The sequence below is a fragment of the Flavobacterium sp. WC2416 genome, from assembly GCF_041200095.1.
Taxonomy (GTDB): Bacteria; Bacteroidota; Bacteroidia; order Flavobacteriales; family Flavobacteriaceae; genus Flavobacterium.
Genome location: NZ_CP165626.1, coordinates 307,046 through 330,440, shown reverse-complemented (window position 1 = coordinate 330,440; position 23,395 = coordinate 307,046). Strand labels below are relative to the sequence as shown.

Here is a 23,395-nt window from a genome sequence, read left to right as displayed (position 1 = left end):
CAAATTGATTTGTGTAAATTAGTGGAATTTTTATTTACATCTGAAATCTTAATCCAATAACTTTTTACTTACTCTACTACTTGCAATCAATGAAGCAATAAAGCCAAGCGTGACTATTGTTCCCATCACAATCAATACATTTTCAAGAGAGAAAACGACAGGATAAGCCAGTGTAGGAGTAATCATAACGAGTTGGAAATGTTGTTGTAACAAAACGATAATTATTCCTAAAACTAATCCGATTATCCCACCAAAAACGCTCAATAAAGTACCTTGAAGTAAAAATATTTTTCTCAAATCTTTTATTTCAGTTCCTAAATTAAATAGGGTTTTCAAATTTCCTTTTTTGTCTAGAATCATCATAATCAATGCGCCAATGAGGTTGAAAAGAGCTACCACTATCACTAAAGTAAATATTAAGTAGACCGCAATATTCTCTGTATTCAACATTTTATACAAGGACTCATTGAGTTGTGCTCGGTTCTTTACGGTGATTTTATTTTTAAAAATAATATTCAGTTTGTCTGTAATCGCATTTTCATCTGCTCCTGCTTTTTCTTTAATTTCTATGCCAGAAATCTGATTGTTTTTGTATTCTAATAATTCTTGGGCTAGACCTAAATCCGAAAAAACATATTTAGAATCCAGATCTTCACTGATAGCATAAATACCAATAGGGAAAACTTCACTTTTGTTAAAAGCCTGTTCCGCATTTTCAATTGTTCCCTTTCCAGGTTTTGGAACTAGAACTTCTAGAGTTTTATTATAATCAAGCAAGCCCATCGAAAATTTTTGTGCAATGCCATAACCTACTACTACTTGATCTGTATTAGACTCAATCCATTGCCCATTGTAAAGTGTTTTTTTGATGTCGTTGACTTTACTAAAGTTTTGATCAACACCTTTCAAATAGGTTACTTCTTGCTTGTCATCAAAAACAAACAAAACGCGCTCTTCTATTATTTTAGAATAAGAAACAACACCTTCTATTTTTTTGATTTGGTTTTCTTGTTCTGGAGTAACAAAAAATGATTTACCTAAAGTGCTACTGATTTTTAGATCGGGATCAATATCATTGGTAAACGAAAGACTAAAAACTTTCAATCCACTAAAAACGGACAACACCACAAACAAAGCCATTGCACCAACAATGATTCCCATACTCGCAATGCGATTAATGATATTTATAGCATTGTTTTTACTGTTACTTAAGATGTAACGTTTGGCTATGTAAAGGGGAAAATTCAAATTATATCAGCTTGCGTTTTTCTAGCAAATCTCTGTTTTCAATAGGATTGTCTCTATTTGCCAAAGCATTATCTATCTTTTCAATATAATCTAAAGAGTCATCAATAAAGAAAACTAAATTAGGTACTTTTCTCAATTGTAAACGCACTCTTTGTGACAAATCATGTTTTATGTTTTTAGCATTTGACTTAACCGCTTCTAAAATCTCTTTTGCTTTATCCTGAGGAAAAACACTTAAATGCACTGTAGCCACTGATAAATCTGTAGTTACAGTAACCTTGGATACCGAAATAATTAAATTACTTACTCCGTTTTTTCTCACTTCACCTTGCAGAATGTCAACCAAATCTTTTTGGATAACCCCGCCTATTTTTTTCTGTCTATTTGTTTCCATAGTGCAAAAATACTACTTTTAAACATTAATCAAACAATTTTTAAAAGCAACCTAATATTAAAGCTGTCTTTTAGTAGCTATTTCCTGCTGTACACTCTATCTTTCCTGCCGAACCCCGGCAGTAAAGGATGCCGTTGCCATCAGGGCTAGGGCATTCGAGAAATCTAAAATCGTTAATCTAAAATTGAAATGCAAAGACCTTCTTTCTCCATATATGACGCATCGGCTGGTTCAGGAAAAACCTACGCATTGGTAAAAGAATACCTGAAAATTATTCTAGTCGCTCATAAAAATGATGCCTATAGAAATATTCTTGCCATTACGTTTACCAACAAAGCAGTACACGAAATGAAAAGCCGTATTGTAGGAAGTCTTTCTGAATTTGCCAAAGATGAACCTTCGCAAAAAGCACAGGATCTAATGCAGGATTTAGCCACAGATACGGAACTTTCAATAATTGAAATCAAAACCAAATCCCAGCAAATTATCAAGCATATTATTCATAATTATGCTGCATTTGATATTTCGACCATTGATAAATTTACACATAAAGTGATTCGCGCTTTTGCGCATGATTTAAATTTACCTATGACTTTTGAGGTAACGCTAGATACCGAAAATTTATTGATAGAAGCCGTAGATGCCATCATAGCCCAAGCAGGAGAAGATGAAACTTTAACCAAGTTACTCATCGATTTTACAATGGAAAAGACCGATGACGATAAATCTTGGGATATTTCGCGCGAAATTCTAGACACAGGTCGCTTGGTACTCAATGAAAATCACCGTAATGAAATCACTCATTTTCACGATAAATCCATTGCTGATTTTGTTGAAATAAAAAAGAAATTAGTCGGAACGTGTAAAGTTCTCGACAAAGAAAACGCTTCCCTTGCAGAAGGGCTTTTAATATTAATAGAAAATAATGGAATCGATTTAAAATCGTTTTCTAGAGGTACTTTCCCAAATCATTTGGTAAGTATTCGAGATGGGAAATTCAACCCAAAAAACAAAACTTTTCATGAATTCGATGACATTGCCATCAATAAAACCGCCAAAGATCGCGCTTTAATAGAAAATCTAATTCCGGAGTTAATCCAGATTCTAGCAACGATTTATAAAAATTTCGAAAAAAGAGATTTTTACAATGCTTTTCTTAAAAATATTACGCCACTTTCTTTATTAAATACGGTAAGTAACGAGTTGGCTAAAATTCAAGAAGAACAAAATGTACTTTCGATAACCGAATTCAATGCCATAATTCACCGCGAAATTCAAAATCAGCCAGCTCCTTTTATATACGAAAGATTAGGAGAGCGCTACCGTCATTTCTTTATTGATGAATTCCAAGATACGTCTGAAATGCAATGGCAAAACTTGATTCCGTTAATTGACAATGCACTTTCGGGTCAAGATGATTTTGGAGAAAAAGGGACTTTGATGATTGTAGGTGATCCCAAACAATCTATTTATCGCTGGCGTGGAGGAAAAGCGGAACAGTTTATTGAGTTAAGCAAAGACAATAATCCGTTTAATAATCCAGATAAAAAGCTAGAACATTTAGATAAAAATTATCGTTCATATTCTCAAGTAATTGATTTTAATAATGAATTCTTTAAGTTGATCTCGGGTGAATTTGAACATCCAGATTATAAAGATTTGTATGAAAACCATAGTCATCAAAAAACGAATAGTAAAACCGGTGGATATGTGAATATTTCTTTTATTCCAAAAGTTGAAAATAGTGAAGACGATGAAGAAGCGCTAGATAAAACAGAATTATATGTTTTAGCGACTTTAAATACCATACAAAAAGTGTTACGTGAAGGTTTTGAGTATAAAGATATTGTGATTTTGACTCGCAAACGAGATCAAGGAGTTGCGATTGCTAATTATTTGACAGAGCAAAACATTCCGCTTTTGTCGTCAGAAACCTTGATGATTCAAAATGCAACTGAAGTGCGTTTGATAATTCATCTTTTAAAATACTTAAAAAATAACGCTGACTTAGAGGCAAAAGCGTATTTTCTGCATTACATCGCAGAGCACGTTCAAGATAAATTAGCGGTTCATGATTTCATCGCCCAAGGTATGGAACAAAAAAACGAAGTGGATTTTGAGAATTGGCTCACGAGTTTTGATATCTCACTTTCGTTTCAAAACATTCGAAAAAAATCATTGTATGAGGCTGTAGAAATTGTGATTTCAAAATTTTTGTCGCCAGAACTCGCTAAAGGTGGCGGAGCGTATGTGCAGTATTTCCTTGATATCGTTTTAGAACGTGATGTTCGTAATCAAGCAGGAATTACTGATTTCTTGAATTTCTGGGATAAGAACGCTGAGAAGTTTAGTATTCCGTCACCAGAGGGAAATAATGCGGTTCGTATTATGACCATACATAAATCAAAAGGACTGGAATTTCCAGTAGTGATTATGCCTTTTGCTGAGGAAGATTATAGTAGGAAACCAAAAGATAAATTGTGGTTGGATGCTTCCGAAATGGATTTTGGTCTGCCTAAGGTTTTAATAGACAATAGTAGTGCTGTTGAAGGTTTTGGTGAAGAGGCAAAATCAGTTTATGATTTAAAAAAACAAGAAGAGCTATTAGATAATATCAATGTTTTATATGTGGCATTAACCCGTGCAGAAGAACAATTGTATATTATTTCAAATATGAACTTAACGAGTAAAGGAGAGGTGAAGACCAATAATATGTCAGCTTTCTTTATTAATTATTTGAATAGCAAAGATGGTTTTGAACCAGAGAAATTCGAATATGAATTTGGAAATTCGGCAAAATTATCATCAGCATCAAAACATGTGGATACTTCAAAAAAGATTGAAGTAGTAGCTGAGACGTTAGATGCAAAAAACATTAAGATTGCCCAACGAGAAGCATTAATGTGGGGGACGCATCAACAAGAGTCCATTGAGTATGGAAATGTCGTACACGAAATTTTATCATTTGTGAAAACTAAAGGAGATATCGTTTTGGCTGTCGAGAAAGCGATTGAAAACGGATTGATCAATTTTGGACAAAAAGAGTTGGTCTACCAAACCATCCAGGATATTGTTAATCATAGGGAATTGGAATTCTTTTTTGCTGAAGGGAATGTTATTTTGAACGAACAAACTATTATTCAAAAAGAAGGAAGTACAATAAAACCGGACCGTATGGTAGTGAATAACAACAATGAAGTCTATTTATTAGATTATAAAACGGGGGGGCATAATGCAAAATATCAAAAGCAATTAGAAAATTATCAATATGCAATTGAGTTAATGGGTTATAAAGTCGTAAAAAAATCATTGATTTACATCGGAAAAGAAATCGATGTAGTAAATTTGTAGCTTAAAAATGAATTATTCGCAAAATCCAAACTTATAAAAAGATAAAAAATGTACGGAAAGATAAAAGAACATCTTCAAAACGAATTACAAACAATAGAAGATAACGGGATATTTAAAAAAGAAAGAATCATTACTTCTCCACAAGGAGCAGAAATTACGATTTCTACAGGTGAAACAGTTTTAAATTTTTGTGCCAATAATTATTTAGGCTTGTCATCTCATCCAGAAGTGATACAAGCTGCGAAAGATGCTATGGATACACATGGTTTCGGAATGTCATCTGTACGTTTTATTTGTGGGACACAAGATATTCACAAAACATTAGAAAGAAAAATCTCGGAATTTTACGGTACAGAAGATACGATTTTGTATGCGGCTGCTTTTGATGCTAATGGTGGAGTTTTTGAACCTTTATTAGGAGAAGGAGACGCAATAATCTCAGATAGTTTGAATCATGCTTCTATTATTGATGGAGTTCGTTTGTGTAAAGCATCGCGCTACCGTTATGAAAACAGTAACATGGAAGACCTAGAACAACAATTAATCAAAGCAAATGAAGCGGGAAGTCGTTTTAAGATAATTGTAACTGATGGAGTTTTCTCAATGGATGGAGTTGTAGCGCCATTAGATAAAATTTGTGACCTCGCTGATAAATATGATGCAATGGTAATGGTTGACGAATGTCATGCCGCTGGGTTTATAGGAGCAACTGGTAAAGGTACGCTTGAAGCAAAAGGAGTAATGGGAAGGGTAGATATTATAACAGGAACTCTCGGAAAAGCTTTAGGTGGAGCCATGGGAGGTTATACTACAGCTAAAAAAGAAATAATCGAATTGTTGCGTCAGCGTTCAAGACCGTATTTGTTTTCTAATTCATTAGCTCCTGCAATTGTAGGGGCGTCAATTAAAGTTTTTGAGCTTTTAGAAAAAGACACTAGTTTAAGAGATCAATTAGAATGGAATACGAATTACTTTAAAGCCGGAATGAAAAAAGCCGGATTTGACATTGTGGAAGGTGATTCGGCTATTGTACCAGTTATGTTATATGATGCTAAGTTGTCCCAGACCATGGCAGATGAATTATTGAAAAAAGGAATTTATGTAATTGGATTCTTTTTCCCTGTAGTTCCTAAGGATAAAGCAAGAATTCGTGTTCAGCTATCTGCAGCACATACAAAGGAACATTTAGATAAGGCGATTTCAGCTTTCATTGAGGTTGGACGTTTATTAGATGTTGTATAATTATTATTGAAAGTTATGAAATTGCCACTTTTTGTGATTTTAAAGGGTTTTTTTTAACATTTAGTTTTGTAATTAATAAATATCGCATTACTTTTGTTTGTAATTAACTAAATTGTAATTAAATAAATTAAGTATGAAACATCTTAACAAAATTTTAGTTGCTGCAATGATGGTGATGGGGTTAAGCTCTCACGCACAAGACAGTAACAACCCGTGGGCTATCTCTTTTGGAGTTAATGCCGTAGACACTAGAACAAGTGCTGGTGGTGGAAATGGATGGTTGGATCAACATTTTTCTCAGCCATTTGCTGTTAAAGATAATTGGAATGTTCTTCCTTCTGTATCTTACATTGGTATATCTAAATACCTAGGAGATAATTTCTCTTTTGGTGTTCAAGGATCTGTGAATAAAATTGAAAAATATGTAAAATTTGATCCTACTGCAACAGGTCATGATTCTCGTGGAATGGTTGTTTCTAATCCTGGAGATTTAATGTATTATGGTATTGACGCAACGGTTAAATATAGCTTCATGAGCTTAATTAACTCTAAAGTTATCGATCCTTCGTTACACGTTGGTGGAGGTTATACTTTCTTTGGAGATAGTAGTTATGGTACTGTAAATCCAGGTGCTGGATTAACTTTATGGTTTACTGAAAACATAGGTTTGTCATTTGAAACAAGCTATAAAAAATCATTTGGTGATAGAGAAGATGCTTCAGGTACTCCTGATGCTCCATCTCACTTCCAACATACCGCTGGTCTTACTTTCAAATTTGGAGGAAAAGATACTGACGGAGATGGAATTTACGACAAAGATGATGCTTGTCCAGAAGTTGCAGGTTTAAAACAATTCAACGGTTGTCCTGATACTGATGGGGATGGAATTATCGACGGAAATGATGCTTGTCCAGATGTATTTGGTTTAGCTGCATTAAACGGTTGTCCTGACACTGATGGAGATGGTATCGCTGATAAAGATGATGCTTGTCCAGATGTATTTGGTTTAGCCGCTTTAAAAGGATGTCCAGATGCTGATGGTGATGGAATTACTGATAAAGATGATAAATGTCCTACTGTTGCAGGTCCAAAAGAAAACGCAGGTTGTCCTTGGCCAGATACTGATGGAGATGGAGTATTAGACAAAGATGATAAATGTCCTACTGTAAAAGGAACTGTTGCTAACAAAGGTTGTCCTGAAGTTACTGCTGAAGTTATCAAACAATTAAACGAATATGGTAAAACAATTTTGTTTGATTCTGGAAAATCTACTTTCAAGAAACAATCTTATACAGTTTTAGAATCTATTGCATCAATCTTAAAAGAATATCCTAATTCTAGATTTATGATTGAAGGTCATACTGATAGCGATGGTTCTAATGCTTTAAACCAAGATTTATCTCAAAATAGAGCTCATGCCGTTAAAAATTACTTAATTGAAAATGGTATTGCTGCAGATAGATTAGAGCACACAGGTTATGGTGAAACTAAACCAATTGCTACTAATAAAACAGCAAAAGGAAAAGCTCAAAACAGAAGAGTTGAAGTTTCTTTAATTAAAGAATAATTTCTTCTAAAATAATTATAGAAAACGCCTCGATTTATCGGGGCGTTTTTTTTATTTTTATGAAATGATAAATACTTCTTTTTTAGATAAAATTGCACATGTTTTAATTCAAGATTACTCCGATAAATTATCGAATACAATAGTAGTCTTACCCAATAAAAGAGCTAAGATATTCTTAATTGAAGCTTTAAAAAAACAAGTGACTTCTAATATACTCTCCCCAGAGATTATTAGCATAGAGGATTTCATTCAAGACATTTCGGCTATTCGTACAGTAGACCCTATCGAATTATTATTTGAATTCTATGAAGTTTATTTATCCATTACTGAAAAATCAAATCAGCAATCTTTTGAGTTATTTGCCAATTGGGCTAAAATGCTTTTGCAGGACTTCAATGAAATTGATCGCTATCTATTAGATCCTACTCATGTTTTGTCTTACCTAAAAGACATTGAGGATATCAAAAAATGGGGAATAGAGGTAGAGAACAAAACCCAACTACTAGAGAACTACATTGACTTCTGGAAATTACTGCCCAATTACTACCAATCATTATATGCTCATTTGCTAAAAAAAGGGATAGGCTATCAAGGTTTAATTTACCGTCAAGCAGTAGAAAATCTTATTCATTTTTCGAAAACAATCACCGATAAGCATTACGTTTTTGCAGGCTTTAATGCCTTAAATGCTTCTGAAGAAAAAATTATTCAACACCTTATTGCTGCTGATCAAGCCAAGATATATTGGGACGCAGATCAAACGTTTCTAAATGATCCCTATCATGATGCAGGGCTGTTTTTAAGACGATTTAAAGCGAACTGGAAACACTATAAATCCAATCCTTTTGAATGGATTGTAAATGATTTTTCGGAAACAAAAAATATCCAAGTCATTGGCACACCAAAAACAATTGGTCAGGCCAAAATTACTGGAAGTATAATTGAAAAAATTATCAACAAGAATCCTTCAGCTTCACTTGATAAAGTAGCAGTTGTTCTTGGTGAGGAAAATGTGTTAGTTCCCCTTTTGTATTCGCTACCCTCAACCGTTGGTGCTTTGAATATTACCATGGGGTATTCGAGTAAAAACAATCCAGCTCAAATTTTGATTGCAAAGCTTTTCAAGATGCACACCAATGCTCTGTCTCGTAATGCTAAAAATTATGTGTTGTATTACAAAGATGTCTTGGATATTTTGACACATCCATTAGTGGAACCCTATGCCAAAACATCAGGATTGGTTACTATCATCAATCAAAATAATTATACATTTATTACCCATCAAAAGGTGATGGAATTAAATCCTGAACCTACTGATTTGTTTCTACTATTATTTAAAAAATGGGAGCAAGGGTCAATTGCAGTTTTAGATACTATTTCCGGTTTATTACTGACCATTAAGAACAACTTGAGTAATGATAATGAAGAAGAAAAAATTACAAAAGCCTTTGTTTTTGCTATTTTTAAGGTCATTAATAAATTGATTAATTATTATTCGCAACACGAACATATTGACAAAATAGACACTTTACATGCTATTTACAAACAAGTAATTGATTTGGCGGAGGTTTCATTTGAAGGCGAGCCACTCAATGGTTTACAAATCATGGGTGTCCTTGAAAGTCGGGTTTTGGATTTTGATACCGTAATTGTTACATCTATGAATGAAGGGAAGTTTCCGGCAGGAAAATCACAGAATTCTTTTATTCCTTATGATGTGAAACGCGAATTGGGATTGCCTACTTTCAAAGAAAAAGATGCGATTTACACCTATCACTTTTATCATTTACTGCAACGTGCAAAAAACATCTATTTGCTGTATAACACCGAAAGTGAAGGACTAGATGCAGGTGAAAAAAGTCGTTTTATTACACAGTTGGAAGTAGAAAAACAACGTAATCACAACCTAACACATGAAATATACAATGCAGTACTGCCAGAAACGGCTTATACGCCAATGAAGATTGAAAAATCGGAAGCAGTGATGACGCGATTGAAGGAAATTGCCACTGTTGGTTTTTCACCTTCGGCATTGACAAGCTATATCAGGAATCCGATTCAGTTTTATTTTCAGAAGATTTTACGCATTCGCGAAGTCGAAGAAGTCGAAGAAAATATTGCGTTGAATACGTTAGGAACTATTATTCATGAAACATTAAAAGTCTTGTATGAGCCTTTTATTGGTAAATTCATAGCCGAACATGATATTCAAAATTGCTTTAAGCAAATAGATGCTGAAGTACTCAAACAATTCAAGGCCGTATACAAAGAAGGAGATATTAAAAAAGGGCGTAATCTACTTGCTTTTGAAGTTGCTAAGCGAAATGTTTCTAATTTCTTGAAAGTAGAATTAGAAAGTATTAAAGCAGGTGATGCGATCAAAATCATTGCCTTAGAACAAACTTTTGAACGGACGTTAACGCACCCAAGCTTGCCTTTTCCTGTATTGATAAAAGGGAATGTCGATAGAATCGAAGAGCGTAACGGCACTATCCGAATTATCGATTATAAAACGGGTAAAGTAGAGAAGTCGAGTGTGACTTTGAAAACGTGGAAAGGACTAACTGAAGAAATTAAAAACGATAAGATCATTCAGGTTTTGGCCTATGCTTTCATGTATGAAAAACTAGCGGATTCAAAACCTATTGAAGCTGGGATAATTTCGTTTAAGAATTTAAAATCAGGATTTTTACCTTTTAATTTTAAGGAGGAAAAAGACAGTGAATATGTGATAAACGATATTATTATGGCTAATTATTTAGAACAAATTGTGCTGCTTTTAAAGGAAATTTTGGATGAGAAACTTCCTTTTGAAGAGAAAGTTTAGTTTTTTTAATCACAAAGAGAACAACGTTTTTGGTTAAGTTTTCTTAAAAAAATGAAGTAAAACGCCAGTCAGTTCTTCTTGGTTTTCAATATGTGACATGTGTCCGTCAGGAAAAGTAATTAATTCTACATTGGTATTTTCAACTTGAACTTTGGTTTCTTCGTAGTCTAAAACAGGATCTTTTTCGCCTAAAATCAATATTTTTGGATAAGGAGTAAGATGCAGTAAAACTTCTCGGTCTTTGCGTATTTTCATGCCTTCTAGTGAAGCAACAATAGCTTGAAGTGGTGTTTTTAAAGCTTCTTTTTTCACAATTTCAATTTGGTCATTTAATCGCTCTCGATTGTTTTCACTGAATAAATTGGTTATCGCCATGCTTACAAATCCTTTGTAGCTTTGTTTAACAGCCTTAATTGCTCGATCTCGATTTGTTTTTCGTTCATTACTATCTGCTTTTGCAGTTGAATTCAGTAAAACTAAACCTTTTACGGCATCAGGATGCATTTCGGCGAAAGCTAGCGCCACATAACCGCCCATAGAATGCCCAACGAAAATCGCTTTACGGATGCGTAACTCGGATAAGACTGCATGAACAGCTTCAGCATTGTCTTCCATGCTTTGCACATAACCCAAACATTCTGTTTCGCCATGACCCAATAAGTCAATCGTGATTACTCGATTTTTTTTGGTAATAGGGGCGATGAGGTTGTTCCACATTTTTTGATTTTCAAGAAAACCATGGAGGAAAACTATTGCGGTTCCTTTTCCAGTATCGGAGTAGGCAATACTTGTATTTTTGAATTGTATGTGATTCACTTTTTACTTTCGTTTTTGAGGGACAGCAAAATTAGTAATTTAATTACGTTTAAATCCTATAAGTTTTTAAGATAGTAGGCAAGATGGTTTTTTAAACGATATAAAGTATAGAAGTACATGTAAGTTTTTAGTTTCTAATTCTAACAACTGTCGTTATTTTGTCATTTAGACGGAGGAGAAATCACATAATAGGAGAAACTAGCGAGATGCCTCCTTCGCTGTATGACATGTTTGAGGAATAGTGTTAGTTGTTAAAATCGATTATCACCATCCAATAAATTTCCTAAACCGCCTAGTAAGCTTCCTTCGTCACGGCTGTTTCCACCTGCTTTGGGTGCGGAGGCTATGATTCTATCGGCTAGTCGGCTGAAGGGTAATGATTGTACGTAAACAGTTCCAGGACCACGTAGTGTGGCATAAAATAATCCTTCACCTCCAAAAACGGAATTCTTGATGCCGCCAATGAACTCGATATCGTAATCGACATCTTTGGTGAATCCTACAATACAACCGGTATCTACTTTTAATACTTCGCCTGCTTTTAATTCTTTTTTGGCTAGCGTTCCTCCTGAATGTACAAATGCCATTCCGTCTCCTTCAATTTTTTGCATGATGAAACCTTCGCCACCAAAAAGACCGCGACCTATTTTTTTAGAAAATTCGATACCAACAGAAACGCCTTTAGCAGCGCATAAAAACGAACTTTTTTGGCAGATGAATTTTCCTTGAAATTCGGTTAGATCAATTGGGAGGATTTTACCTGGGTATGGTGATGCAAAAGAGACTTTTCCTTTTCCGTGATGCTGATTGATAAAGGCTGTCATGAACATGCTTTCGCCTGTTAAGACTCTTTTTCCTGCACTTAAAAGCTTGTCAAAAATCCCTGATTGTTGTTGTGATCCGTCGCCAAAAATGGTTTGCATCTGAATGTTATTGTCCATCATCATGAAACTGCCTGCCTCGGCAATGACAATTTCTTGTGGATCTAGTTCGATTTCTACATACTGCATTTCTTCGCCGAAAATCTGGTAATCTATTTCGTGTGCTGTCATAATTTTGATTGTATTGATTTTTAAAAGATGATTTATGTGTTTGAACCATTAAGGAATTAAGGTTCATTGTATTTTATTCTTTTTATAAGACGTAAATGGAGTGATAAAGTTACATTTTTTGGTGATTTTAGAATTCTTGTTTTGGAAAATTTAACGTTGTTGTAATGCGCAAGGGATGGCAGCGGATAGCCCACAGTCCCGTTTTTTAGGGACGAGGACTAGAAGCGTACAGCCCGACCCTGCCGGAGTTTACGGAGGCGGGATGCGCCCAAGAAAAAATGTTTAATCGTTTATTTGTTTAATGGTTGTTTGTTTATTTGGGTTTTGAATATAAAAAAACGGCTCACATTGCTGTGAACCGTCTTTTTTTTTCTCTTGATTCTATTTTCTTACGAATGCATCAAACTTTCTATTTCGTCTGCCTCGATAGGAATGTTGCGCATTAAATTGAACGGCTCTCCTTTTTCTTGAATGACAACATCGTCCTCAAGACGGATTCCAAAACCTTCGGCTGGGATATAAATTCCAGGCTCTACCGTGAAAACCATATTGGCTTGCATAGGTTCAGTCAAGATTCCGTAATCATGCGTGTCTAGACCCATGTGGTGGGAAGTTCCGTGCATGAAATATTTTTTATAGGCAGGCCATTCTGGGTTTTCATTTTGCACATCGGCTTTATCGATTAAACCCAAACCTAATAATTCTGAAGTCATTAATTTACCCACTTCAACATGGTATTGTTTCCACATTGTTCCTGGAACAAGCATTTTTGTCGCTTCGTTTTTAACGTTTAATACGGCATTGTAAACTGCTTTTTGTCGGTCAGAGAATTTCCCTGATACAGGAATCGTACGTGTCATATCACTAGAATAATTTGCATATTCAGCTCCTACGTCTAGTAATATTAAATCACCCGCTTTACATTGTTGGTTGTTTTCGATATAATGTAACACATTTGCATTATTCCCTGAACCAATGATTGGCGTGTACGCAAAACCTTTGGAACGATTGTAGAGGAATTCATGAATAAATTCGGCTTCAATTTCGTATTCCATTACATTTGGTTTCACAAAAGAAAGGATGCGTCTAAATCCTTTTTCGGTGATGTCACATGCTTTTTGAATAAGGTCTAGTTCTTCACTTTCTTTCACTGAACGGATGCGTTGCAGGATAGGATTGCTTTTAGCAACAGTGTGTGCAGGATATTTTTCTTTCCACCATTTTACAAAACGGGCCTCACGAGTTTCAGTTTCTACTGTCGCTCTATAGTGCTCGTTTGTATTGATATAAATCGTATCAGAATGTGTCATTAATTCGAATAAAACTTTCTCGAATTCTTGTAACCAGTACACAGTTTTGATTCCAGAAACAGATAACGCGCGTTCTTTGGTTAGTTTCTCTCCTTCCCAAACGGCGATATGTTCGTTCGTCTCTTTTAAGAATAATATTTCTCTTTGATGCTCATAAGGAGCATCTGGAAAAAGTAATAAGATGCTTTCTTCTTGGTCAACGCCACTTAAATAAAAAATATCACGGTGTTGCGCAAATGGCATGGTGCTATCGGCACTTATAGGATAGATGTCATTTGAGTTGAAAACAGCAACACTTTTAGGCTTCATTTGAGCCATGAATTTGGCGCGATTTTTTATAAATAAGTCACGGTCAATTTGATGGTATTTCATAACGATCTTGTTTTTTACTTTTATTTATTCAAAAATACTAAGTTTAAATTGTTTCTAGTTATGAATTCGATAATTTTAAGTAAAAAACAACAAAAAACGCATTGGCTTAAAAAGAGTCTTTTTAAACCAATGCGTTTTGCAATTGAATTAGTAAGTTGTTTTATTTAAACTGTGCCGTTTCTGTTGAGTCTTTCATCGCTGTTGTTGAAGATCTTCCAGTGGTAACGGTATTTTGTACGGCATCAAAATAGGATGTCCCTACAAAGCCTTGGTGTTTAACCGCTTTAAATCCGTGCTTTTGCAACGCAAATTCACGCTCTTGTAATTCAGAATATCCTGCCATTCCTCTTTCTTTATAGGCTTTTGACAATTCAAACATACTGGTGTTTAAAGCATGAAATCCTGCCAAAGTGATGAATTGAAATTTGTATCCCATTGCAGCAAGGTCTTCTCTAAAGGTTTCCATTTCTGCAACGGAAAGTTTTGCAGCCCAGTTGAATGAAGGCGAACAGTTGTAGGCTAACATTTTGCCTGGGAATTCTTTGTGAATGGCATCGGCAAATTGTTTTGCATAAGCTAAATCTGGGTTGCTCGTTTCCATCCAAATCAAATCAGCATAAGGCGCATAACTTAACCCTCTATCAATTCCTTGTTGTACACCACAGTTTACATGGAAAAAACCTTCGGATGTTTTTTCACCTGTAATAAATTTGGCATCTCTTGGATCAATGTCGCTTGTTAATAGATTTGCCGCATCCGCATCAGTACGTGCTACAATTAATGTTGGTGTTCCCATAACATCCGTTGCTAAACGTGCAGCAACCAATTTGTTAATAGCCTCTTGGGTTGGAACTAATACTTTTCCGCCTAGATGACCGCATTTTTTAGCTGAACTTAATTGATCTTCAAAGTGAACTCCTGCAGCTCCCGATTCAATCATGGATTTCATTAATTCGAATGCATTTAGGTTTCCACCAAAACCTGCTTCGGCATCCGCTACAATTGGTACTAAATAATCTTTTTTATTTTCTTCTCCGTTTACAACCTGGATTTGATCAGCACGTAATAATGCATTGTTGATTCTTTTTACTACTAGCGGAACGCTATTAGCGGGATATAAAGATTGGTCAGGGTACATTTCACCGGCAACATTAGCATCAGCAGCTACTTGCCACCCACTCAAATAAATAGCTTCTAATCCAGCTTCTACTTCTTGAATGGCTTGATTTCCCGTTAAGGCACCTAATCCAGCTACAAAATCTTGAGCGTTTAGTTTTTTCCATAATTTCTCAGCACCCATTCTTGCAATACTGTGTTCTATTTTATAAGAACCTTGCAAGTTGATTACTTCTTCAGCTGTGTATGGGCGCTCAATGCCTTTCCACCTTGGGTTAGTGATCCAATCCGTAACTAATGCTTGAATTCTTTCTTCTCTAGTTTTCATAATTTCTTTTTTTTTGGTATTTTTTTTGGTTTGTTTATAAGTATTTGTAGCCTGGAATAGTTAGGAAGTCAATAAAATTGGGATTTACAACGAGCACATCTAACAATTGTTCGGCTAGTTTATATTCTCCATTTTCGTGGCAGTCTTCTCCAACTAGTTTTTTAATTTTTTCATATTCTTCCATAGCTAAACGATGGTAATAATTGTTGGTCAGTTTTTTGTTATTGTCCAAAGTGACTCCGTTTTGTAGCCACTGCCATAGTTGTGATCTCGAAATCTCGGCTGTTGCTGCATCTTCCATCAAATGATGAATAGCGGCTGCACCTTGACCATGAAGCCAAGAAGCGATGTACAGAATAGAAACATTGATGTTTTTTCGAATGCCTTCTTCTGTAACGGTTCCTTTTGGCACTTCTAATAAATCACTCTCTGTAATGTGTAAATCGGTTCTTTTTACGTGAATCTGATTTTTTGTTGGCATTTCTCTGCCGAATACTTCCATGGCAAGCGGAATCAAATCTGGATGTGCTACCCATGTGCCATCATGCCCGTTTTTAACTTCTCTTTCTTTGTCGGCAATTACTTTATTGAAAGCAGTTGTGTTTGCTTCTGGATTGTTTTTTATCGGAATCTGCGCAGCCATTCCGCCAATTGCATGAATGTTTCTTTTGTGGCAACGCTGAATTACCAGTTGCGAATACGCGCTCATAAACGGTGAGGTCATGGTTACTTGGTCTCTATTTGGAACAATATAAGCGGGGTTATTTCTTAGTTTTTTGATGTATGAAAAGATGTAATCCCAACGTCCGCAATTCAATCCTACGATATGTTCTTTTAATTCGAATATGATTTCGTCAAGCTGAAAACTCGCTGTTATCGTTTCTACCAAGACCGTCACTTTGATCGTTCCTCTTTGCATACCTAGATAATCCTCGGTAAAATCAATTACTTCATTCCACCAGCGTGCTTCAAGATAATGTTCCAGTTTTGGAATGTAATAGTAAGGTGCTGAACCGTCTTTTAGCAATTGTTTGAAATTGTGAAAAGCATATAATCCAAAGTCAACGAGTGAGCCCGATGTTTCTTGATCTTCAATCAAAATGTGTTTTTCTTGCAAATGCAAACCTCTTGGGCGGACCAGTAAAACGGCAGTCGTATCATTCAGTTGGTATTTTTTATTTTTTGAAACATCTTCCAGAACGATGGTTTTGTTTACAGCATCTATTAGATTTTGTTGTCCTTGCATTAGATTACTCCAAGTAGGCGAGGTGCTGTCTTCAAAATCGGCCATAAATGTTTTTGCACCGCTATTCAAAGCGTTAATAACCATTTTTCTATCGACTGGACCAGTAATTTCGACTCTACGGTCTAATAAATCGTCTGGTGTGGGAGCGGCTAGCCATTCATTTTCACGAATGTTTTTTGTTTCCAATGGAAAAGTTGGCAAGGCGCCTGCATCAAATAATAGTTGTTGTTTTTTGCGATCTTCTAATAATACAATTCTTCGATTGTTGAATTGATGATGCAAATTAGTTAGATACTCCATCGCATCTTCAGTTAATACATCTGGGAATTGTTGATTGGCATTAGCCTTAATTCGCAATGTTTTTTCAATTGTGTGGGTTGATTGTTTCATGGTTAATATGTTTTACATGACAATGTTACGAAAAGTTTTTTACAAAACAAGCGAACGTACGCTAAAAATGTAAAAAACTTTTTTTTGCTGTTTTTATTTTTTAGCGTATATTTGAAATATGAACATGGAAAAGGATTACATCAAGTTAATTTTTGGGTTAAAACTCAAGCAAGCACGCACGAATAAGAATTTGTCTCTATTTGGTTTAGCCAAAATCACCGAGCTCTCTAAATCGTATTTGAATGAAATAGAGAAGGGGAAAAAATATCCCAAGACCGATAAGATTATTCTACTAGCTGAAAAGCTAGAGGTTTCTTACGATCATATGGTGTCTTTGAAATTGGATAATAATTTGGCTCCTATTGGTGAGATTTTGAAATCGGGAATTTTAAAAGAGATACCGCTTGACATCTTCGGAATCCAAGAAAATGATTTGATTGATATTATTGCAAATGCTCCAGCCAAAGTCAATGCGTTTATAAGTACGATTATTGAGATCGCGCAACACTACAATTTAAGTAGGGAAAGTTTTTTCTTGGCCACCTTGAGATCTTATCAAGAAGCGCACAATAATTATTTTGAAGATTTAGAACAAAAGGTTTTGGATTTTTCCAAAGCGTTTCACATTGATATGAACAACAAAATTTCGTTAGATGAATTAACGGCAATTTTGAAAGAAGAATACGGCTATACGATTCAGGAACTTGTTTTTTCGGAGCAAGAAGAGTTGGGGGATTTGCGTTCGATTTATGTTCCCAAAAGCAAAACTTTATTGCTTTCACTTGAGATTGATGAACAACAAAAAGCGTTTATTTTGGCAAAAGAAATTGCCTATAATTATTTAGAAATTCAAGATCGTTTGTATACGTTTAGTTGGATAAAGTTCGATAATTTTGATCAGGTTTTGAATAATTTTTATGCCTCTTATTTTGCAGGCGCATTGTTGATTCCAAGAAAAAAACTTATAGGGGAGCTCAATATTTTTCTGTCTAAGAGTAATCCAACATCACAAGAAATGATTGATTTGATGGGGCAATTTAATGTGTCGCCAGAATCTTTTTATCAAAGGTTAACAAACATTCTACCAAAGGATTTTCAGTTAAAAAACTTATTTTTCCTGCGTCTTTCTCATAAAATAGGAGCGGATACCTATCAGATAAAAAAAGAATTGCATATTACCAATCAGCAAGAGCCTCATGCTAATGAAATGAATGAGCATTATTGCCGAAGATGGATTTCTGTAAAAACAATTGAAGCGGCTATTGCCGAAAAAAAGAGTCATTATTTTGGAGCTCAAATTTCCCGTTATGACAATAGTAGTAATGAGTATTTGGTTTTTTCATCAGCTACCGATGATCCGTTTAAGAAAGATTGTTTAAGAAGTATATCGGTTGGGATTTTAATAAGTCCTGCGATGAAAAAGAAATTCAAGTTTATCGATAATGAAAGTATTAAAAGACAAATTGTTGGTGTTACTTGTGAAACTTGTGCGGTTAAAAACTGCGAAGAACGCGCGTCACCCCCCATTCAATTAGAGCAAAAAAAGCGGAATGAAAATACCGACTTAATTGTACAGCAGTATATGGCTAAATTTAGTTAGTCAAAAATATTTTAATTAAAAAACCTCGATTGTAAACTAGTTGCAATCGAGGTTTTCCGTTGTACTAATCTACCCATTTGTAATAACGAGCACCAAGAAGATTTGGAATTTCTTTTTCCATTCGGTCTAAAACCCATTCATTTTTTGGTTCTTGAATACTAGCACTTTGTTCTTTTTTATGTAGTTTTTCATAAGTGTCAAAGTTTATTTCGTGACTCTGTGCTAACGTTTCAAAAAGCTTGCAATTTGCAATAGCGACTGTCCATTCTGGTTGAATTGTTCCTTCAAAAACTTTTGATTTTGAGCCACTACCATAAGCTAGGAAGCCAAATTTAGCACCATTTATTTCCTTCTCAGTATCCTGAAAATGTGCCAAAGTAGATAATAATCCCATGAAAATAGAACCTGTGTATAAATTCCCAATTAAAGAAGAAGCGAGTTCAGCGGGCATTAATTTTTGGATTACAAAATTCTTGTATTCCTCTGATTTGCTGGTTTCTTTTAGTTTGTTTTGGTACTCTTGAGCGTCTTCGTTTCCAGTGATCGTTTTGTTTTTAGCGTCTAAGGTGTAAATTTCAGATAACATGCGGCGTCCTTGAAAAGCATACGGTAAATGCATGATAATACTTTCCCATGAATTGTAAATAGGATCCTCCGTTTGTTTTAATTTTTTGAAAGAAAAATAAGCGTCACGAGTCCGATCCATATAACATTGATTCGAATATTGTCCATCAAAAACAGGTTGCTCTTTGTGAATTTCTATTTCGGATTCTAGGTTATCAAACCAAGGTTCATTGGAGTTATTTCTGGTAATAGCTTCTTTAGAAATGGTTCTGTAGGGTTTAAAGAAGTCAAAAACGCCTTTGGTACTTGTTGCCCAGTTATTCTCAAAAGAAATAATTCTTGGATTCGACGCTATCAAAATCGCAACTGCTCCAGCGCCTTGGGTGTATTCTCCAGTAGAATTCAAATCGTATTTAGCCAAATCTGTAGTGACAACTATGGCTTTCTTTGTTGGATTTAGTTTTACAAAATCAATGCAGTTGTGCATCGCGTCTACGCCACCAATACAGGCAAAAGTAAAGTCAACTACATCACATTGAGATAAAGTATTTTCTCCAAATTTTTGTTCCATCAATGCTATCAAGAAAGAACTGATGGGTTTTGAGCTATCAATACTGCTTTCGGTACCTATATATATACGGGCAATTTCATTCAAGTTGATGTTGTTGTCTTGAATTAATTTAGTTAAGGCATTAGCTCCAAAAACTACAGTATCTTGATGAACATCTGCTAAAGTCATTTTCAATAATCCGAGGCCTTTTTCTAGTTTTTCGGGTTCAATATTTCGGGCTTTCGCCAAAGTGGTAATGGGTAAATGTATCTTGGCAACATCAAAAGATATGCTATCAATTCCTACTTTCATTTTGATTTTTTTTAACTTGTAAAGTTAAAATCACGCAGGCAGAATGCAATTTTTTAAATGCACAAAATGCCTCTTTTTTGTGTTTTTATTAATTTAAAAGGAAAGGGCGGCTAAAATTATATGATTGATAATTATAACTCTTTATGGAGGGCCATTATTATTTATTTTACAAAACCATATTTAAGACTTTTTTGTCATTTGTTTAACTAACTTACCGTTGTATAAAGGGTTAGCGCTTATTTTTTAGGAATTCAATAGTTTTTTGGCTAAAACACTTTAAAATCATTATAAATAACAACGAAAAGGTTGTAGTTCAAGTCTATTTGCTTTATTTTTGTCCTATTTTTCAAAACAAACTTATTCAAAACTTATGGCACAATCTGCATTATTGAAGTCGTCAATAGCTAAAAAAGTGGCTATGGCGCTTTCAGGACTTTTTCTGATGTTGTTTCTAGCACAGCACTTCTTTATCAACATGACTTCGGTGTTTAGTCCCGACGTATTTAATTCTATATCTCATTTTATGGGGAATAATCCCTTGGTTCAATTTGTAATTCAACCCATCTTAATTGTAGGTGTTGTTTTTCATTTTATTATGGGATTTGTTTTAGATTTTAAAAATAGAAGCGCAAGACCAATCGCTTATGCAAAAAACAACGGAGCTGCAAATTCTACTTGGGCATCAAGAAATATGATTATTTCTGGTTCAGTAATTTTGGCGTTTTTAGGATTACATTTTTATGATTTCTGGGTTCCAGAAATGGTTTATAAGTATGTAGCTTTTAATCCACTAGATGACACTAGATATTTTCATGAATTAGCAGAGAAGTTTGAAAGCCCAGTTCGTACCGCTTTGTACTGTATTTCATTTGTACTGTTGTCTTTACACTTACAACATGGTTTCAGTTCTTCTTTTCAGTCGATAGGACAAAACAACAAATACACAAAAGGAATGAAAAATTTCGGATTAGGTTTCGCAATTGTTATCCCTTTAGGATTTGTATTTGTAGCATTATTTCATCATTTCAATCATTAATATTAAATTATAATGGCATTAGACTCAAAAATTCCAAGTGGTTCGATTTCGGATAAATGGACAGATTATAAAGATCATATTAATTTAGTAAATCCTGCAAACAAGCGTAACTTAGATGTTATCGTTGTTGGAACAGGACTAGCTGGAGGTTCTGCTGCTGCAACATTAGCAGAATTAGGATATAACGTAAAAGCTTTTTGTTTTCAAGATTCACCTCGTCGTGCGCACTCTATTGCAGCACAAGGAGGAATCAACGCAGCAAAAAACTACAAAGGAGACGGAGATTCTGTTTTTAGATTGTTTTATGACACTGTAAAAGGAGGAGATTACCGCGCTCGTGAGGCAAACGTACACCGTTTGGCTGAAGTTTCTACTAATATTATTGACCAATGTGTGGCCCAAGGAGTTCCATTGGCACGTGAATATGGTGGATTGCTTGACAACCGTTCTTTTGGTGGAGCCTTAGTTTCTCGTACATTTTATGCACAAGGACAAACAGGACAACAATTATTATTAGGTGCTTATTCAGCAATGAACCGTCAAATCGGTCGTGGAAAAATAAAAATGCACAACCGTCACGAAATGCTAGATATAGTAATCGTAAACGGTAAAGCAAGAGGGATTATCGCTCGTAACTTGATTACAGGTGAAATCGAAAGACATTCTGCTCATGCAGTTGTTATTGCTTCTGGAGGATACGGAAACGTATTTTTCTTGTCAACAAATGCAATGGGGTCTAATGCTACTGCAGCTTGGAAAATCCATAAAAAAGGAGCGTACTTCGCAAACCCTTGTTACACACAAATTCACCCAACATGTATTCCAGTTTCTGGAGACCACCAATCAAAATTAACGTTGATGTCGGAGTCTTTGCGTAATGATGGACGTATCTGGGTTCCTGCAAAAATCGAAGATGCTAAAGCAATTCGTGAAGGAAAGAAAAAAGCCAAAGATCTAACGGAGGCAGAAAGAGATTATTACTTAGAAAGAAGATATCCAGCATTTGGTAACTTAGTTCCTAGAGACGTTGCTTCTCGTGCAGCTAAAGAAAGATGTGACGCAGGTTTTGGAGTTAACAAAACAGGTGAAGCGGTTTATTTAGATTTTGCAGCAGCAATTCAACGTTACGGAAAAGAGCAAACCTATGTAAAAGGACTTGATTCTAATGATAATGCGCTTGTAACTAAATTAGGTACTGAAGTTGTAAAAAGTAAATATGGGAATTTATTCCAAATGTATTATAAGATTGTAGATGAGGATCCTTATACTTCACCGATGATGATTTACCCAGCGGTACACTACACAATGGGGGGAACATGGGTTGATTATAACTTGATGACTACAATTCCAGGTTGTTTCTCTATTGGAGAATCTAACTTCTCAGATCACGGAGCGAACCGTTTAGGAGCTTCCGCTTTGATGCAAGGTTTAGCTGATGGATATTTTGTATTGCCTTACACAATTGGTGATTACTTATCTCCAGATATTAAAATGGGACCGATCTCTACTGATTCTCCAGAATTTGAAGCTGCAGAAAAAGGGGTAAAAGACCAAATTGTGAAATTCATGAACAACAATGGAACACATTCTGTTGACTATTTCCACAGGAAATTAGGAAAAATTATGTGGGACAAAGTTGGTATGGCTCGTAATGCTGAAGGATTGAACGAAGCTATTACTGAAATTGCTGCTTTACGTGAAGAGTTTTACAAAGATGTTAAAGTACCAGGAACGGATAAAGGTTTCAACCAAGAACTAGAAAAAGCGACTCGTGTTGCCGATTTCCTTGAACTAGGTGAATTATTCGCAAAAGATGCATTACACCGTAACGAATCTTGTGGAGGTCACTTTAGAGAAGAGTATCAAACGGAAGATGGTGAAGCAAAACGTGATGACGAAAACTTCGCATACGTTGCTGCTTGGGAGTACAAAGGGAAACCAAGTGACGCTGTATTACATAAAGAAGATTTGGTATTTGATGCCGTTAAACTAGTTCAAAGAAATTACAAATAGCAATTAGTCGAAAGGCAAAAGTCTTACAGTCAAATGACTCCATGTCAAGCGACTTTCGACT

At 35.2% G+C, this 23,395-nt stretch carries 15 protein-coding genes; 7 read left to right on the top strand and 8 right to left on the bottom strand.

What is annotated here, in order from left to right; translation table 11 throughout:
• Positions 1–48: 48 nt before the first annotated feature.
• Positions 49–1,248: an ABC transporter permease gene (locus AB3G39_RS01410; protein ID WP_369769656.1), complete on the bottom strand. Its 1,200-nt coding sequence runs from the start codon at positions 1,246–1,248 to the stop codon at positions 49–51.
• 1 nt (position 1,249) lies between these two features.
• Positions 1,250–1,642: a 30S ribosome-binding factor RbfA gene (gene rbfA / locus AB3G39_RS01405; protein WP_369769655.1), complete on the bottom strand. Its 393-nt coding sequence runs from the start codon at positions 1,640–1,642 to the stop codon at positions 1,250–1,252.
• A gap of 189 nt (positions 1,643–1,831) precedes the next feature.
• Between rbfA and AB3G39_RS01400 the strand changes: the two genes are divergently transcribed.
• From AB3G39_RS01400 to AB3G39_RS01385, 4 genes are all read left to right on the top strand, one after another.
• A complete protein-coding gene (locus tag AB3G39_RS01400; protein ID WP_369769654.1) occupies positions 1,832–4,993 on the top strand; it encodes a UvrD-helicase domain-containing protein in 3,162 nt (1,053 codons plus the stop codon).
• Between the two features lie 48 nt (positions 4,994–5,041).
• Positions 5,042–6,235, top strand: coding sequence for a glycine C-acetyltransferase (gene kbl / locus AB3G39_RS01395; RefSeq protein WP_367773029.1), 1,194 nt, complete (start codon positions 5,042–5,044; stop codon positions 6,233–6,235).
• A gap of 133 nt (positions 6,236–6,368) precedes the next feature.
• Complete coding sequence (locus AB3G39_RS01390; RefSeq protein WP_367773030.1) at positions 6,369–7,802, top strand: OmpA family protein; 1,434 nt, start codon at positions 6,369–6,371, stop codon at positions 7,800–7,802.
• 64 nt (positions 7,803–7,866) lie between these two features.
• Positions 7,867–10,629, top strand: a complete 2,763-nt coding sequence (locus AB3G39_RS01385) for a PD-(D/E)XK nuclease family protein (protein WP_369765838.1) — start codon at positions 7,867–7,869, stop codon at positions 10,627–10,629.
• A gap of 33 nt (positions 10,630–10,662) precedes the next feature.
• Here AB3G39_RS01385 and AB3G39_RS01380 read toward each other — a convergent pair whose 3' ends face one another.
• The 5 genes from AB3G39_RS01380 to aceB form a co-directional block, all read right to left on the bottom strand.
• Complete coding sequence (locus AB3G39_RS01380) at positions 10,663–11,445, bottom strand: alpha/beta fold hydrolase (RefSeq protein ID WP_369765837.1); 783 nt, start codon at positions 11,443–11,445, stop codon at positions 10,663–10,665.
• Positions 11,446–11,696: 251 nt separating this feature from the next.
• On the bottom strand, positions 11,697–12,497 hold the full coding sequence (locus AB3G39_RS01375; protein WP_369765836.1) for a TIGR00266 family protein: 801 nt from the start codon (positions 12,495–12,497) through the stop codon (positions 11,697–11,699).
• A gap of 389 nt (positions 12,498–12,886) precedes the next feature.
• The gene (locus AB3G39_RS01370) at positions 12,887–14,179 is read right to left on the bottom strand and encodes an aminopeptidase P family protein (protein ID WP_367773039.1); all 1,293 of its coding nucleotides are present in this window, start codon (positions 14,177–14,179) and stop codon (positions 12,887–12,889) included.
• A 160-nt stretch (positions 14,180–14,339) separates the two neighbouring features.
• The gene (aceA, locus tag AB3G39_RS01365) at positions 14,340–15,626 is read right to left on the bottom strand and encodes an isocitrate lyase (RefSeq protein ID WP_367774090.1); all 1,287 of its coding nucleotides are present in this window, start codon (positions 15,624–15,626) and stop codon (positions 14,340–14,342) included.
• A gap of 31 nt (positions 15,627–15,657) precedes the next feature.
• Positions 15,658–17,259, bottom strand: coding sequence for a malate synthase A (aceB, locus tag AB3G39_RS01360; protein ID WP_369769653.1), 1,602 nt, complete (start codon positions 17,257–17,259; stop codon positions 15,658–15,660).
• Between the two features lie 118 nt (positions 17,260–17,377).
• On the opposite strand from aceB, the gene AB3G39_RS01355 reads away from it, so the two are divergent.
• Positions 17,378–18,859, top strand: a complete 1,482-nt coding sequence (locus tag AB3G39_RS01355) for a helix-turn-helix domain-containing protein (protein ID WP_369765834.1) — start codon at positions 17,378–17,380, stop codon at positions 18,857–18,859.
• A gap of 64 nt (positions 18,860–18,923) precedes the next feature.
• On the opposite strand, the gene AB3G39_RS01350 is transcribed toward AB3G39_RS01355, so the two are convergent.
• A complete protein-coding gene (locus tag AB3G39_RS01350; RefSeq protein WP_369765833.1) occupies positions 18,924–20,285 on the bottom strand; it encodes a hydroxymethylglutaryl-CoA synthase family protein in 1,362 nt (453 codons plus the stop codon).
• A gap of 370 nt (positions 20,286–20,655) precedes the next feature.
• Between AB3G39_RS01350 and AB3G39_RS01345 the strand changes: the two genes are divergently transcribed.
• Both AB3G39_RS01345 and AB3G39_RS01340 read left to right on the top strand, forming a co-directional pair.
• The gene (locus AB3G39_RS01345; protein WP_367756579.1) at positions 20,656–21,321 is read left to right on the top strand and encodes a succinate dehydrogenase cytochrome b subunit; all 666 of its coding nucleotides are present in this window, start codon (positions 20,656–20,658) and stop codon (positions 21,319–21,321) included.
• 12 nt (positions 21,322–21,333) lie between these two features.
• Positions 21,334–23,334 (top strand): fumarate reductase/succinate dehydrogenase flavoprotein subunit, encoded by a 2,001-nt coding sequence (locus tag AB3G39_RS01340; protein ID WP_369752956.1) that lies wholly within the window; start codon positions 21,334–21,336, stop codon positions 23,332–23,334.
• Positions 23,335–23,395 lie beyond the last annotated feature (61 nt).